This is a genomic window from Shewanella sp. 30m-14 (assembly GCF_052977125.1).
In genome coordinates, this window is sequence record NZ_JBRILW010000016.1 from 41,691 (window position 1) to 57,268 (window position 15,578).

A 15,578-nucleotide genomic window follows, 5' to 3' on the forward strand; every position below is an offset into this window, starting at 1 on the left:
AGCTGAGACTGTTATGTGACTTTAAGGCCATCATTATAGAGCAACCAATAACGACACACGAATGCGTATATCAGCGTCACTTTAGCTTAACGCTAGCCTAAGACACGCCATAAACGATATAATCTCGCCCATTAGTTTCAAATTATATAGGCCTTAAGATGGCGCGCACTGCAGCCGCATTACACATTTTGGTGAAACACCAAACACTTGCCGAAGATATTATTAAGCAGCTCAATAAAGGGGCTAAGTTTGACGTACTAGCCAAGAAGCACTCAACCTGCCCATCGGGTAAGAAAGGCGGTAGCTTAGGCGAATTTAAGAAAGGCCAGATGGTGCCGCAATTTGATAAGGTTTGTTTTACTGGCGAGTTAATCACTCCACACTTGGTTAAGACCAAGTTCGGTTGGCATGTGATAAAGATCCTCTACAGAACATAAATCAGCCGACCTAGTTACTGGCAATGATCACGTAACTAAAGTGTTGTACAGAACTTAAGGTTAGAGCATAGGCCCTAGAACCTAGGACGCTTCGCTGCGAGGACGGGCTTCGCCCTGCTAGGAAAAGCACAAGCTTGACGGGCTAAAGCCCGACCTACAACAGCCACCGCTTTTCCGACTTTCCTAGGACCTAGGACCTTTCTTAGCTTTTCCTAGCACCTATCTTTTAAGCTTATAAATATTACCGCTATCAGTACTGAAATAGATATCGCCTTTGGGCGAGACTTCAATATCACGAATCCGCTCGCCAAGCTCTGACATTATTCGCTGCTCTGCAATAGCCTCATCAGCATCATTAATGCTAATCACATTGATGTGAGTTAGCTTCAATGCGCCAGCAAGCAGTTTACCCTTTAACGGCGGAAATTTATCGCCTCGATAAAGCACTAAACTACCGGGTGCGATAGAGGGGATATACACCTTAACTGGTGGTTCAACCCCTTCTTTTAATTTACCGTCGCCAACACTAAGCGGCCCCCAATACTCTTTACCGTGTGAGGTTATCGGCCAGCCATAATTTGCGCCCTTTTTAATAAGGTTAAGCTCATCGCCGCCGCGAGGACCATGCTCAATTGACCACAGATTTTGGCTATCGGCATCAAAGAATAAGCCTTGTGGATTGCGGTGTCCGTAACTCCAGATCTCATCAAGCACGGCTTTATTGTTAATAAACGGATTGTCGCTTGGTGTGCTGCCATCTGGATTTAAGCGCAAAATAGCGCCTGCATGAGTTAAGGTATCTTGACCGTTCTCACGTACGCCGCGATCGCCAATGGAAAAGTACACACTGTTATTATCAAAGGTGATACGACTACCAAAATGCCTGCCGGTGTCTGAGCGGGAGTTTGATACAAACACATCTTGCCAGGCAGACAATTTTCCGTCTTTATATATCGCACTTGCTAGTGTGGTGGCGCCCTCACCTTGAATATCTTTACTGTAAGTAAAGTAAATTTTATTCGCTTCGAAAGGAGAGAGTGCGATATCAAGCAGACCACCCTGACCTTCTGCCCAAACATTGGCAGGCTCAAGCAAGGTCTTATGCAGCCCTGTTTTAAGGTCCAACTGTTTAATCGCCCCATCTCTTTGGGTAACGAGCATAGTGTTAGCATCAATGTAAGCCAAGCCCCACGGAGTGCCCAGTCCACTAGCAACCTTTTCAACCTCAAATGCCTGAGGGCTAGTTACCGCGACAAGCGTTAACATCAACGCGCTTATTCGTTGGCATATTTTCATCGTCATCCCTTCCTTTGGTCATTTGATGTTATACCAAACCATAACGCTTTATGAGGCTGTAGAGAATAGTTTTAGCAATAAACTCAAACGGTCTGCCAGGTACAACTTACTTATAAATGGTACCGAATAGGCAATAAAAAACGCCCTGTTACGTGAGTAACAAGGCGCTTTATTAACACTCTAGCTTGTATTAGCGGATTGCCGATATAAGGTAGTCGATCACGGCTGTTTCAGGTGTCGATTTATGCTTAAGCTCAAATAACGGGATTGGACGCTCTAACATATTACGCTCAACCATTTCGTTGATAATCGGTAAATCAAGCGTACCTGCTTTACCTGCTAGTAAATTATCTAACGACGTGGTTTTGCTTAAGTTAACGATATCTCTAAAGCCTTTTAAGTAAAGGAAATCTTTAGTTAATCCACCGCCACGGTAAACACGTGTGGTTAAGGTAAAGGCTTGCTCAGTTGTTTGACCATATTCACGCTTAAGCGTTTCAAAGGTCATCGAGAAATCACGCTGCTCTAACATCAGATTCACCGCAATAACTCGCAATGCCAAGATCTTAAGGCGATTTAAGGTCAAGTTGCCCGAGCAATACTCACTGTAAATTGCCACACCTTCTTGAGTATGGGTGTTACCCACAAGCCCTAAGGACAACACCCTTAACTTTTGGCGGCGAGCATTAACAGTGGTCAACATATGCACGCCCAGCTCATGGTAGGCAAACGCAATCAACTCTTTGCTAGTAAACATGGCATCTTTGTTGATTAACAAGCTACCACGCTCATTGTTTACCATCGCCTTAGCTACAATACGCGATGACTTTTCAACCTTACACTTAAGACCCCATTCATCCGCTTGCTGTTGGAATGACTTCACCGCATAGGCAGAATCATAAATGGCCTCTTCGTCATCACCTTCAAGATCGGGTGCTCGCAGTAAGAACTCAGCATTAGCAATATCGTCTTTATCTGGCTGACCGTAATATTTAAGCGAGTTATAAACAAACTCGTCAGTGCCAATAGAGCATAACAGATCAATTTTTGTTGCTAAGTTATCAATCACATGGCGATAAAGCTGTTGAATATCCGCATCCATAATATTGGCCACTGGCAGCTTATATAGTTGCTCGCGGAACTGATATGGGTTTAGGTTTAGCTGCTTATAGCTAAACTCTGGCGCAGCGACACCTTTACGGGCTAAAAACTTTTTCCGCTCACTGGCAATATTAATCGGGTTAATATATTTCAGTGTGGCGACGTTACTGGCTAGCTTAAATAGGCTCTTATCAAGCGACAAGATCTCAGGCGGTAAGCTTGACGATAGTAAGTCAACATTTCTGACCGATTTTCGCTTACCAAAACGGCGCATAAAATAAGCCGCCGTCTCAGAGATAGCCTGCTTAGTGCCCGCTTTCAGCTCCTCTAAAACCAATGGGTATAGCTCACCAGAGGTTTCATCCATAAACACTTTTTTCACTTCAAGTGGCAACACTAAGGTGTTATCGAAATGCGCGTTCACATGTGCGATAAGATAGCCGCGACCTTGGAACACTTCATCTCTTGCTGCGCGTACAGCAAGGTTCGGTAACTCAATTTTACTCAGCTGCTTTTCAAAGTTCTGGCAAGTCGTCCCCCAACGTTCAATATCAATCTGGCTGGTTCCAATATTAAATGTTGGCGTATCGGCTTCAATTTTTTGGTAATTATATGAGTGAACATCAAATACAATGCTGTTTTTGAACTGCTTCTCTAAACGCGCAACCAATGCACTCAGTACATTATAAAAAGACTGATGTTTTGCATGGCTTTCGTTACGCTGCTTAATGGTTAATGGCTTTTCCCAGGCCGTTTTAAAATGAGTTGAATGCGCCTTTGGGCGGTTCAAGTCATATTCAAAACGTGAGTCGTTACCCACTAATACAATAGGAAAAGACGACAACATTTCTGCGGTATAAGGCGCCTCAGCATAAAGACGTTCTTCATCGGTTAATTTGCAGTTCTTTTTCAGTTCATCTCGCAGACGATGGCCGTTATGGATAGCGGTACACACAAACGGCGAGTACTCATCAATCTTGACCGTAAATGAACCAGACTCAACTTCAGCGTGGAAACACTCACCTTTATTAATTAACGTAATACATTCTTTTTCAGATAACGTGAGCATCTTCTATCGCCTTTCTAAATTCTGTTTTTCTTGTGTTTAATGCTTGTTTGGCATTGATTACACTTTCAATAAAATCAATAACTTTCTTTTGAAGCTTAACGTTATTCAGCTTGTTTATACGCATAATGCCACCAGGGCTTTGTACGTTAACTTCAATCAACTTTTCACTGATAACATCAATACCTACAAAAAATAAGCCATCACGCACTAACTTGGGGCCAATATGCTTGCATAGCTCTTTTTCTTTCTTGGTCAATGTGTGCTTAACCACACTGCCACCTGCATGAATGTTGGAGCGAACCTCTCCTTCTGCAGGCACACGCTTCATGGCACCAATAGGTTCGCCATTGAGCATTAAAATACGCACATCGCCAGCTTCAGCACCCGCTACATATTCTTGTAAAATAACGTAGTTGCCGCCTTTGCCACTGTTGATATAAAACTGCAGCAGTGAGTGGAAACTCTTTTGCGCCGCTTTCTCAACTAAAATAACCCCTTGACCGCCAAAACCATCTAGCGGTTTCATGATCATCTTGTCCGTCTTTGACTCACGCAGCACCTGCTCTAAATACTCAGGTGTTTTCGAAACGTGAGTAACCGGAATAAAGGTATTATTGGGGTCATCAAATGATGCGGTATAGAGCTTATTATTGGCGATACGCAAACCATCAATATCGTTCATGATGAACACATCATCACGCACAGAATCAAGGAAGTTTAGCGCGATAGGATCCAGCGGCGGGCTGGCACGCATAAAGATGCTGTCAAATCCAGCCAGTGGCAACTGAACCGTTTTAAACCGCGCCTTCTTATAAAAAGACACGATGTTACTCGGCGCTGATGCCTCTTTATTGAATACTTGGCAAAATGCACTGGCTTCAGAGTCACGCATGGTTAAATTACTTGTGGTGGCAAGCGCAACGGTATGCCCCCTTGCAACACACTCATGAATTAACCGCAGCGTTGTGTCGGTCTCCGGCACAACCGTCGACCACGGATACATCAAAAATAGAATATTCAATGGGATCTCTTAATAAAACGGAATGCTCTAAAGATCTTGGGCCAGGTGGTGGCTTGGGGAGGAGTAGAGTATTCAAAATAAACAACACAATGACTTAGGTGAAATGACCTAAACCGGACTATGGCATCTATCTATCAATACAAGTTGAACTAGATAAGGTAGCGGTAATTTACACCAAAACTTGCAATTGGAATATAAAAATATTCACACAAAATAAAATAAATTTATTCACTAATCACACAACAAGTCGACAAGCCCCGATGCCCTGTAGCATAGGCTTTCAGGGCTTTTGGGTTATACGTATATGTAGCTATATAGAGCAGCGCTAAGCACGACTGACAGGGTCCAGAAAGTAGATGAATGCAGAGGCCGTTACCGGGAGCGCTACCGCCATGGATACTATGACGATGGATACTAGCACTGAGACACAATTAATGACCTTGCCTTAACAGCGCAAAGTCATCAAAGGTCACCAAAAGACATCACTCAAAAAACATCATCAACCAGAGATACGCGAACGTTCGAGTCAATAGCAATTTATTGGCACTGACACACGGCAGACGCTCCACATGGATCAGCCTGAGCCACGGTGCACATGCCACTAGTATTGCCCGTCCCAACACACCAGGCATTACAATCAAATACATCAGGGTGACCGGTATCATCGGTATGACGGTGCAGCACATCTTTACCTGGGTTTGACTCCACCAGCAAGCCATTTTCAAGGCAGGCTTCTCCAAAGGTTCTTCCGTTTAAGTTACCTTCTATATCGGTAGCCACGTGACATCCAGCCACATCAGGGGCCACACCGTCGGTATCTTTCCACCAGGTTGTTTCACCGGCTATCCAATCTGTAGGTTTAAAAGCAAAGGTGCCCTTTGCCCCAGGCATCTCTTTAGCGCCTTTAGAGGGAGCATCATAGTGCTCTTGAGCACTTAACATGGCACAAAAGAAAACACTGATGATGACTAGTAACTTTTTTAACTGGCTCATTTTGGTACCTTCATATAGAGCGACTCTATAAGGCTCTTTAGCTTTTCGCTAATCCTGCAAGTGGTAAAGAGTGGACTCTGAATAAGTAAAAGACTCAGCTAAAAAACTTAGTCGTGATTTATCAAATGTTCAAGCTGAGTTAACTGCTGGCCCAAGGCTTTAAATAGAAAGCTTTCTATTTAAAGCTTGAACTCCCCCCTTGAACAAGTGTGCTTAATCAAGAGCGCTGGCAGTCATCCTAATCCGCAAGCTAAGCCTTAATTCAAATCCATCAGCATGTTAAAAACATCAAGTGAATAGATTTATGGCTATGCTTTAAGCAACTTTCGACGTCCAATTTTTAGTGGTGCACACCTTAAGGGGGGGAAATGAAACCTATCATTGCCGATAACAAACCAGCTAAAGTCACCCTAGTACAGGGAAAAGAGTACTACTTTTGTCGCTGCGGTCGCTCTAAAAGCCAGCCTTTTTGTGACGGTTCCCATGCTGGTACCGAGTTTACACCTCTGGCATTCACTGCTGATAACAACGAAGAAGCCTATCTGTGTCAGTGTAAATACAGTGCTAATCCGCCTCTTTGCGACGGCTCACATGAACAATTTGTTCAAGCCGATGTAGGTAAACAAGGCCCTGAAGTCACTCTTATCAGCGACGCGCCTCCCCAGGCTACCAATACGCCAGCAGAGCCGACCCTTGAATATATCCACCTACTGGCACGAGAAGGCTTATCTAAAGTTGGCCGCCATGGCCCAATGACCGCGATGGGCGTACCACGCAACGAGCTCCCACACTGGGACGATTTACAATTGATGGTGGCACAAATGGCCACAAAACCTTTAATGGAAGACATAGAAGTATCAACCGAGCTCATCATTGGCCCACAGGCACGTAAACCACTTAAATTAGCCATCCCACTGTTTGTTTCTGATATGAGTTTTGGGGCCCTATCTGAGGAGGCCAAAATAGCACTCGCCCGTGGCGCTGAACTCGCAGGCACTGGGATCTGCTCTGGTGAGGGAGGGATGTTAGCGGAGGAGAAAGCCGAAAACTCGCGTTATTTCTATGAACTTGCCAGCGCAAAATTTGGCTATAAAGAAGCCTTGCTGAGCCAAGTGCAAAGCTTTCACTTTAAAGGCGGCCAAGGCGCAAAAACAGGTACTGGTGGCCACTTACCCGCGAGTAAAAATGTTGGAAAAATATCTGAAGTGCGTGGTTTACCTGAAGGCACTGATGCTATCTCGCCCCCTACCTTTACCGATCTTAAAAGTAGCGCTGACTTTAAGCGGTTTGCCGACCGTGTCCGAGAAGTATCGGGCGGTATTCCCATTGGCTTCAAGCTCAGCGCTAACCATATCGAACGCGATATTCAATTTGCTTTAGATGCCAGTGCCGATTACATCATACTTGACGGCCGAGGAGGCAGCACCGGAGCGGCACCTGACATTTTTCGCAACCATATCAGTGTGCCGACTATTCCTGCGATTGCTAGAGCAAGACGTTACCTTGAGCAGCAAGGTGAGAGTGGTCGAGTCACGTTAATTGCCACTGGCGGTATACGTACTCCCATCGACTTTGTCAAAGCGCTCGCCTTAGGCGCCGATGGTGTAGCAATATCAAATAGTGCAATACAATCAATTGGCTGTGTTGCCGCACGAATATGTAATACCAACAACTGCCCTTCTGGCATCGCGACTCAAAACCCTGAGCTTCGCAAAAGGCTTAACATTGATAAATCTGCCAAGCAATTACAGAATTTTTTTAACGCTTCGGTGCAACTTATGCAGGTCATGGCCCGCGCTTGTGGCCATGACGACTTGAGTCAGTTTAATAAGGACGATTTAGCCACATGGCATATTGAAATGGCTCGATTAACCGGGGTTGAATATTCCGGATTTATGGCGCCTTAACAGTCCACAGAGCACTATCCAAGACTTTAAAGTTCCATTAATGGTTAATACATTATTTTTAAAAGCCCTAGTGAGAAACTAGGGCTTTAATATTTACAACGTTGACAACTAACAAGAGTAGCCCCTTTACTGCTCCACTCCCCGCATATAGGCTTTATCAGCCAGCGCCAACATGGCTAAATCCTCTTTAGTGTCACCATAAGCATAAATGATATTGTACTGGCTTAAATCAAACTGTTTACTGACCTTGTCAGCTTTGACATGGCAACTGCAATCATCAGCACTGTAGTAGCCAGTATAGCGCTGTTCATGGTAGGCCATTTCGCTGCAGATAAGCTCAATATTCATCATCTGACACCAAGGTTTAAGGTAGAGATCTAGTGAGGCTGAGACGAGGACAATGGTCGCACCATCTGCTTGATGTTGCTTGAGGGTTTGCATTGCATCGAGTCGAATATGGCTGGGGATGATCTTATCTGCATAAACTTGCCCTATGGCCTCAACTTGCTGTTTATTGCGGCCAGCAAACGCCAAAAAACTCACAAACGGCCGAAGCCTTCTCGCAGGGATAATACCTAACTTGTATAGCAGATAAAGCGGTGACATAAATACCATGCCAAGCACTAATCGCACAGGCGTGGCAGAGTAAAGGATAAATTTGGTAAACATATCTTGTTGAGTCAAGGTGCCATCAAAATCAAACAAAACCAATTTCAAATCGTTCTCCTAACGCCTAACTCTTAATGCTTAATGCTTAATTAATGTCTAACATCTAACTCTTAACTCTCACTCTAACCCTAGCCTTAACCACAAATTAATCAGGCATTTTAACTGAGGTTAGGCTATCTCTTCTTCAATAATATCCACGAGTTTTAACTGTTCATCATGACCAAAGGAACTGTTTTCTGCGTTAGAGACCAAAAATACATTTTCGGTACATTCCCCTAAGGTACTAATTTTCGCCGAGTGGATACTCAGGTTACGTTCAGATAATAGATTACAGATCTGCTCTAAATAAATAGGGTCATCTAAGGTATTTACCTTTAGTAGGGCTCTATTTTTCTTTGTGGTGTGCAGCACTGTTACGACCGGAGGACTATCGAAATTCTTCAATGCTCTTGGCGTCATGAGTTTTCTAGGTCTGTCTTTTTGGTCAATAGCGCGATAGATCCGCTTAACTATTTGCTCTAACCTTGGCTCATCATCAATAGGCTCATCTTTATGATCTAGCACCTTAATGATCTCCAATACTTGACCATTTTTAGTCTGCATCATCTGTGCATCTTTCACCTTAAGCTTCGAACTTGCTAACGTCTTAAACAGGTCAACAAACAGCTTAGGCCTATCCTCGGTATAAACAAAAATACTGGTAAAGCCGTTTTCACCATTTTTACCCACCAACACTCGAGTCGTGCCCGCTTCCCCCGCCAAAATACCTTGGCTTATCTCAATGATATCCACTAACGAATTACCACTAAAGAAGTTATTCGGTAAACTGTGCCAGAAGCGATTAAGGCGATCTTCCTCAACCCCCTGTTTTAGCAACTCAGCCTTGGCATCCGCCTGGTTTTCACGGATAACTGTTCGCACTTCGAATATATTTTCAATCCCCTGCTTTAACGTCTCACGAACCGCCATATACAGTTGAGTTAACTGGCTTTCTTGCCAGTCATTCCAGTAGCTTTCGTTGGTCGCCATCATATCGGCAATGGTAAACAAAAACAGTGCGTTTAGCTTACCCTCCGAGCCAATGGATTTAGCCAAGTGTTTTATAACATCAGGATCGCTAATATCTTGGGTTTGAATGGCACTAATGAGTACATCTTGATTCGCCACTAGCCAATAAATCAGCGCTGTGGTCGAGGCTTTAAGCAAATGTTCCTCGGCTAACTCTTTCGCTTGAATTGCACTTAATTCGCTGTTTTCAATCGCCTGCTTCCCAGATAGGTGATGACAGAGTGTGGCAAATACCAGTGCGAATCGATTACCAATATTTTGATAAATACTATAGGTAAGGCTGTTTTTCTTATTGAGGGCAAAGCTATCGATATATTGGATCGCTTTAAAGGTGTGCTCATCCACAGTAAAAGCGTTATGCATGTCAAACTGCATCTGACCTTCAATAGCATGCCACTGTGAGCAATACGCAGCGAGTACGCCGTAACGGTGCATTAAACCTAAACATTTACGCAGTCCCTTAGGGTGCGCCAAAATCGCTAAAAACTCTTCACGACACCCTTGATAATCTTGTAACTCACCCAATAAACCACGGCGAGTTTGCCTAAGTAATCTAAGGGTTTGCGGCGCAATGCCATCAATATTATCGTTCTCAGCAATAAGCTTGAACATCCGCATCACTTGGCGTTTATCAATAAACGCCTGAGTAAACTTAACCTCAATCAGTCCGTTACAAACACTGAAGTATTTATCAATTGATTGCAGATTGCCGCGCTCGGTTTCGTTTAGCGTATCAAGCTTAAATGAGTCACAGATAATTTGATTTAACTCTCGCACACGCGTCATGGCTCTAAAGAGTTGACGCATCATACGTTCGATCGCCAACTGGCTATTATCGCCTTGGCCAAACTGCATAAACTCGGCCACACCTGCTTGATGCTCAAATAACAAAACATCCTGCGCCGATTGTGTCACGCAGTGAAGCGCCCATCTAACACGGCAGATGAAGTCATACGCTTCGAGCAGCTCATACACTTCATCTTGCTGTAAAAAGCCTATGGTTTTAAGGGCGTTGGCATTAGCCAATGAGAAATGCTTTTGCGCAATCCACATGATCGTATGCACATCGCGCAATCCACCGGGGTTATTCTTAAGATTGGGCTCTAAATAAAGTGCGGTGTTTAGCGCTTTATTGTGCCTTAATTGCTGCTCAGCCATTTTAGCATCGTAGAAAGACAGGCTGGTCCATAGCTGATTTTGATAAAGCTGCTCTTTAATGGTTTGCGCATGTTTTTTGGCGCCAACTAAACAGCGGATATCGAGCAGGTTGGTGGCAATGGTAATATCTGAGCGGGCTGATTCTGTCGATTCAGAGAGTGTTCTAACGGTTTGGCCTATATCTAAACCAAAATCCCAGAGGCGGGTGAGAAAAAGTGATAATTGTTCTTGCTGATGTGGGGTCAGTTCTTGCTCGACAATAATGGCTAAATCGATATCAGACCTTGGATGCAGTGCCCTTCGACCATATCCTCCCACCGCATTAAGCGACATAGAGGTATTATGCAGGTTGTACATCTTCCATAATGCAACCAACATTTCGTCTATATGCTTAGCGCGCCTCTTAAGTAGAGTTTGCACAGGCAGCGTTAAAAACTGCTCGTTAAGCTTTTCGTCGAAGGTTTTTATATGAAACTTCAACTCCGAGAGAGAATTCAGTTCCACTATATTAGACATAATAAGGTACTTTCCTATTCGCTATATAACCACTGGTTTATACCTTAAGACACCAAGGTAGATGACAACATTCAACGTGCTATTTAGTTCGCTGAAAACATGATTTGACTGGATTAATCGCGACACAACCATAACAATTACAGGACTTTTTTTCAACAAATCACAGATTTAGCTAGCGTTACCTAGCAAGATAAGCCTACCTTTATCAACAAAAATGAATAGCCGTTGCAATAACATTGTGAAAGTATTTTCGCTAACCCACCGTCATTCCCCCTCTATAACCGCCTTGAATAATAAAGAGTTAATCATATTTACCGGTTAGTGCTAATAGAGTAATCTGTAGCGTTAAACAGACAAGACTCGCGTTATCAACGCCTCTAAATATTGCACGAAAATAACAGACTAAGGCGCATCAATGAAACAGAAAATAGTATTAGTGAAGAGCTATTTTGCCAAGATTGAAACCGATAAGCGTGAGGAGATGTGGGCCGCGAAGCCGAAAACATCTGACTTTGAATATTCAACCTGTAAGATTGATAACGAACGCCTCAATGATGATCTGCAACAAGCTATCGAAGCCTTGAATAATGATGGCTTTAAAGTGCAGCAGATAACCCCTGTGACGTCTGGAGATTATGTCTTTAAAGATCACTTCAGCGACCCTCACCTACTCGGTAATGGCGTCAGCACTGAAGGTGGCTATGGCTATGGGTTTTCCTATACCGATAGTCTTATTATCTTGGCAGAGCAGCTAACAACCCCAGTCCTACAGGCTGAGATAAAAACCGAACCTAGCATCGAAGCGGTTATTGGTATCGATTAATACTGTTAGCCAATAACAATAATGGCAAAGTTAATCCCAGTAGCAGTAATGCTACACATTCTGGAACAGCACTTCGAGAGAAAATGTAAGGATGAATTGATTGATACGCTCTGAAAACTCATCCTCTTTACTCCAATTATATTCAGGAGTGATCGAATAGAATAGCCAATCTCTGGCAACATTCTGCCGATAAGTGAGGCTGACACTGGCATTTTTCACATAATGATAAGGCTCATTAACGCCATAAATGCTGGCTTGGTAACTTAGCGCTTGTTTATTATTGATGTATTGATACAGCTTGGCACTTGAACCAAACTCCCAACCATTACCACGACTCTCGTACTGTGCTACCGCACTCCAGCGCCCCACAAATGTTTCGTTAAAAGCATGCTCAACATCAAATTCAGTCGACTCCCCCGTCACCTTTTTCTCCTGATAAAGCTTCTGAGTTAACCGAGTCACTGTACTGTCAGAAATGGGATAAGTGTAGCGCCAACGCGCTTCTACTTTAGGTTTAAAGTTAGCCTTAATATTAAAACTGACACGATCTTTGGCGTACCAGTCGTACCTCAGTCCAATGTCTCTTTCATTTTTGTCATTTGGAGATTTAATAAACGCAAAAGGGTCATCTTCGCCTGTTGAGTCCAAAATAAGCTTTACACGTTTAGTGACACCGGGTAAATGCAATCTAGCGTTAAGGTTAGCCCGATACTTAAACCCTTCTTTTTCATAATAAGAAAAGTCGTTATACCAGCGCACTATAGTGCCTGCTCTAGCATCCTCTTCGACGCGCTCATCCACAAAAAAGCTATCAAACCAAATAGCAGGCTGACAAAACTTAGTATTGAGGTAATCAAAAGCCCTATCGATTGTGCCTTCCATCTGCGACTGGCTATAGCAAGGATCGTCTTCAGCACTAAGAGACGACGGATCTTCATCCTGGCTCTGATCATTCGTTTCGGCCTGAGTATCCCTCTTTGGAGTATCAGCCTGAGTATCACTCTTGGCAGTATTAGCCTCTGCCCCCCGTATTTCAGAGGCATGTACCGGGACAAATAAGCTGTGATAACACGCTAAAGCCAGAGGGAAGAATAATCGCTTATACAACAAGTATGGTACTCAAAACATGAAAGAAATGTTTCGCAAGAGTATCACTCATCACATCGGCTTTACATCTGGATTTTCAACCTTAACCCGCGAATATGACCAATAAGTTGCACCATGCTGCACTAACAATAGTTTTGCTCACCTATGGCGTATTTAAATAAAAGTGTCATACAAGCTCAATAAACTGGCGTTATATGGAGTAAGAATCTATCTAGCAGGATGCGCTAGCGCGATTAGCTCAACGATGTATTTAAGCTGAATCAAAATAGGATAGGCAGTGTCTTCAATCAATCCAGATTTATTTATCGACAAAGAACTCTCTTGGTTATCTTTCAACGAACGGGTATTACAAGAAGCGTGTGATAAGGCTGTTCCGCTAATCGAAAGGGTCAGATTCTTAGGGATCTACTCCAGTAATATGGACGAATTTTTCAAAGTCAGAGTGGCAGCGGTGAGGCGTGAAATATTACTCACTTACCCCAACGCATCAGATAAAAACCAGAAGCTGATGAATAAGATCCAAGATAAAGTGCTTAAGCTTCAGGAGCATTTCGATGACACTTATCATGCCTTGATGAAAGCCCTTGCACGAGAAAACATCTTCTTGATTAATGAGAAACAGCTCAGTGACTTTCATAGTGCCTGGCTAAATAAATACTTTAAAGATCAGCTTATTCGTCACATCGCCCCACTTATCATCACCAAGCAGAATAAACTTATTAACCATATTGATGATGACTCGACTTACCTTTGCACAAGCTTGCAAAAGGGAGAGGTGAGTCGCTATGCATTTGTAAAAATCCCCAATACCAACTTACCTCGCTTTATTGAGCTTCCCCATGAAAAATCAAGTAAGAATAGACATTTTATCTTACTAGACAATATCATTCGCCACTGTATCGACCAGCTGTTCCAGCCTTTCTTTGACTACGACAGCATCCAGGTCTATTCAATGAAAATGACCCGAGATGCAGACTTTGATATTACTGAGGAACTTGAAAAAACTCAGTTAGAACAAATGAGTAATGCCATTCGCAAGCGTTTACAGGCACAACCCGTAAGACTGGTTTTTGACCGAAACATGCCAAGCTCTATGCTAAAGATGTTAAAACGAAGCTTAAGCATCAGCTCAACCGAATGCTTAGTGCCTGGCGGGCGTTACCACAGCTTTAAAGACTTTATCGACTTTCCGGTATCGAGTCGACGCAAGCATAGCTATGAGACCCTTAGCGCCATCGAAAGTAGCCAATTCAATGCTTTCAACAACTGTTTTGACGCCATAAATCACAGCGATATTGCACTGAACTACCCGTATCATAAATTCTCTCACTTTACTGAGTTGGTGCGTCAAGCCGCATTCGATCCGGCTGTACATTCAATTAAGATTAACCTTTATCGCGTCGCCAAAAACAGCCACATCATGCAGTCTCTTATCGATGCTGTACAAAACGGTAAGCAAGTGACTGCGGTTATCGAACTCAGAGCCCGCTTTGATGAACAATCCAATATCGATTGGACCAAACGCTTAGCAGAGGCTGGCGTTAAGGTGCATCACGGGATCCCGAGCCTAAAAGTACACTCAAAACTTTGCCTGATCAGCCGTAAAGAAAACGACAAAACTCGGCTATACGCTCATATTGGTTCAGGCAACTTTAATGAAGGTACTGCGCGTTTTTATACTGACTTCTCACTGTTTACCGCTAACCAAGCCATTGCCCGAGAGGTTAAGCATGTCTTTGATCTACTTAAGCGTCCCTATCAGCGAGATTACTTTGATCACTTAATCGTATCGCCCTTTAATTCAAGGCAGCAATGGCTCAACCTTATCGATGATGAAATTGATAGCGCTAAGCTGAGCAAGCCCGCGGCTATCACGCTGAAGCTAAACAATTTAGTCGATAAAGTCATGGTCGAAAAGCTGTATCAGGCCTCTCAAGCAGGTGTGAGCATTAAGCTGATTATTCGCGGCATGTGCATACTCATTCCGCAACTTGCTGGAGTCAGTAGTAATATCGAGGTGTACAGTATTGTTGATCGCTATTTAGAGCATTCTCGCGTGATGCTATTTCATGCCAATGGTGAACAGAAACTCTTTTTAGGCTCATCTGACTGGATGACTCGCAACCTTGACGAGCGAGTTGAAGTTTGTACGCCAATTTATAGCCAGGCGCTCAAAAAGATGATTATCGATATCATCCATATCCAGCTAAGTGATAACACTAAATCTCGTATAGTCGATCAAGAGCAAAGTAATCAATACCGCTCCCGCGGTAATAGAAAAAAGGTACGTAGCCAAATGGCTATTCATCAATATTTACAACGCTACGAAGCAACTCAAGCACAAATACTAGCGAACTCTCCTGCGCCATTTGTTTATTGGCAAACTGACACCATACAAAAGAAGGCTTAATAG

11 protein-coding genes are annotated in these 15,578 nt (G+C 43.4%); 4 read left to right on the top strand and 7 right to left on the bottom strand.

Features of this window, described 5'->3' with window-relative positions; all coding sequences use genetic code 11:
* Window positions 1-158 precede the first annotated feature (158 nt).
* Window positions 159-437 (top strand): peptidylprolyl isomerase PpiC, encoded by a 279-nt coding sequence (gene ppiC, locus ACVBIU_RS12985; RefSeq protein ID WP_202722546.1) that lies wholly within the window; start codon window positions 159-161, stop codon window positions 435-437.
* Window positions 438-656: 219 nt separating this feature from the next.
* On the opposite strand, the gene ACVBIU_RS12990 is transcribed toward ppiC, so the two are convergent.
* The 4 genes from ACVBIU_RS12990 to ACVBIU_RS13005 form a co-directional block, all read right to left on the bottom strand.
* Window positions 657-1,733, bottom strand: a complete 1,077-nt coding sequence (locus ACVBIU_RS12990; RefSeq protein ID WP_447163962.1) for a PQQ-dependent sugar dehydrogenase — start codon at window positions 1,731-1,733, stop codon at window positions 657-659.
* A gap of 190 nt (window positions 1,734-1,923) precedes the next feature.
* Window positions 1,924-3,903, bottom strand: coding sequence for a flavohemoglobin expression-modulating QEGLA motif protein (locus ACVBIU_RS12995; protein ID WP_447160717.1), 1,980 nt, complete (start codon window positions 3,901-3,903; stop codon window positions 1,924-1,926).
* Window positions 3,887-4,924 (bottom strand): glutathione synthase, encoded by a 1,038-nt coding sequence (gshB, locus tag ACVBIU_RS13000; protein ID WP_447163963.1) that lies wholly within the window; start codon window positions 4,922-4,924, stop codon window positions 3,887-3,889. Before gshB ends, ACVBIU_RS12995 begins: the two co-directional genes overlap by 17 nt.
* A 537-nt stretch (window positions 4,925-5,461) precedes the next feature.
* Window positions 5,462-5,917, bottom strand: coding sequence for a hypothetical protein (locus tag ACVBIU_RS13005; protein ID WP_447163964.1), 456 nt, complete (start codon window positions 5,915-5,917; stop codon window positions 5,462-5,464).
* A 368-nt stretch (window positions 5,918-6,285) separates the two neighbouring features.
* Between ACVBIU_RS13005 and ACVBIU_RS13010 the strand changes: the two genes are divergently transcribed.
* Window positions 6,286-7,824, top strand: coding sequence for a glutamate synthase-related protein (locus ACVBIU_RS13010; RefSeq protein ID WP_447160714.1), 1,539 nt, complete (start codon window positions 6,286-6,288; stop codon window positions 7,822-7,824).
* 126 nt (window positions 7,825-7,950) lie between these two features.
* On the opposite strand, the gene ACVBIU_RS13015 is transcribed toward ACVBIU_RS13010, so the two are convergent.
* Both ACVBIU_RS13015 and glnD read right to left on the bottom strand, forming a co-directional pair.
* Complete coding sequence (locus ACVBIU_RS13015; RefSeq protein WP_447163965.1) at window positions 7,951-8,541, bottom strand: HAD-IB family hydrolase; 591 nt, start codon at window positions 8,539-8,541, stop codon at window positions 7,951-7,953.
* A 120-nt stretch (window positions 8,542-8,661) separates the two neighbouring features.
* Window positions 8,662-11,235: a [protein-PII] uridylyltransferase gene (gene glnD / locus ACVBIU_RS13020; protein ID WP_447160712.1), complete on the bottom strand. Its 2,574-nt coding sequence runs from the start codon at window positions 11,233-11,235 to the stop codon at window positions 8,662-8,664.
* Between the two features lie 415 nt (window positions 11,236-11,650).
* Between glnD and ACVBIU_RS13025 the strand changes: the two genes are divergently transcribed.
* On the top strand, window positions 11,651-12,058 hold the full coding sequence (locus ACVBIU_RS13025; protein ID WP_447163966.1) for a hypothetical protein: 408 nt from the start codon (window positions 11,651-11,653) through the stop codon (window positions 12,056-12,058).
* Between the two features lie 51 nt (window positions 12,059-12,109).
* On the opposite strand, the gene ACVBIU_RS13030 is transcribed toward ACVBIU_RS13025, so the two are convergent.
* Complete coding sequence (locus tag ACVBIU_RS13030) at window positions 12,110-13,165, bottom strand: hypothetical protein (protein WP_447163967.1); 1,056 nt, start codon at window positions 13,163-13,165, stop codon at window positions 12,110-12,112.
* A 277-nt stretch (window positions 13,166-13,442) separates the two neighbouring features.
* On the opposite strand from ACVBIU_RS13030, the gene ppk1 reads away from it, so the two are divergent.
* Window positions 13,443-15,575 (top strand): polyphosphate kinase 1, encoded by a 2,133-nt coding sequence (ppk1, locus tag ACVBIU_RS13035; protein ID WP_447163968.1) that lies wholly within the window; start codon window positions 13,443-13,445, stop codon window positions 15,573-15,575.
* Window positions 15,576-15,578: the final 3 nt, after the last annotated feature.

What these genes read in the sequence shown, in the direction of transcription:
- ppiC (WP_202722546.1), top strand. Translation starts at nt 159, where the DNA reads ATGGCGCGCACTGCAGCCGCATTACACATTTTGGTGAAACACCAAACA.
- ACVBIU_RS12990 (WP_447163962.1), bottom strand. Translation starts at nt 1,733, where the DNA reads ATGAAAATATGCCAACGAATAAGCGCGTTGATGTTAACGCTTGTCGCG.
- ACVBIU_RS12995 (WP_447160717.1), bottom strand. Translation starts at nt 3,903, where the DNA reads ATGCTCACGTTATCTGAAAAAGAATGTATTACGTTAATTAATAAAGGT.
- ACVBIU_RS13005 (WP_447163964.1), bottom strand. Translation starts at nt 5,917, where the DNA reads ATGAGCCAGTTAAAAAAGTTACTAGTCATCATCAGTGTTTTCTTTTGT.
- ACVBIU_RS13010 (WP_447160714.1), top strand. Translation starts at nt 6,286, where the DNA reads ATGAAACCTATCATTGCCGATAACAAACCAGCTAAAGTCACCCTAGTA.
- glnD (WP_447160712.1), bottom strand. Translation starts at nt 11,235, where the DNA reads ATGTCTAATATAGTGGAACTGAATTCTCTCTCGGAGTTGAAGTTTCAT.
- ACVBIU_RS13025 (WP_447163966.1), top strand. Translation starts at nt 11,651, where the DNA reads ATGAAACAGAAAATAGTATTAGTGAAGAGCTATTTTGCCAAGATTGAA.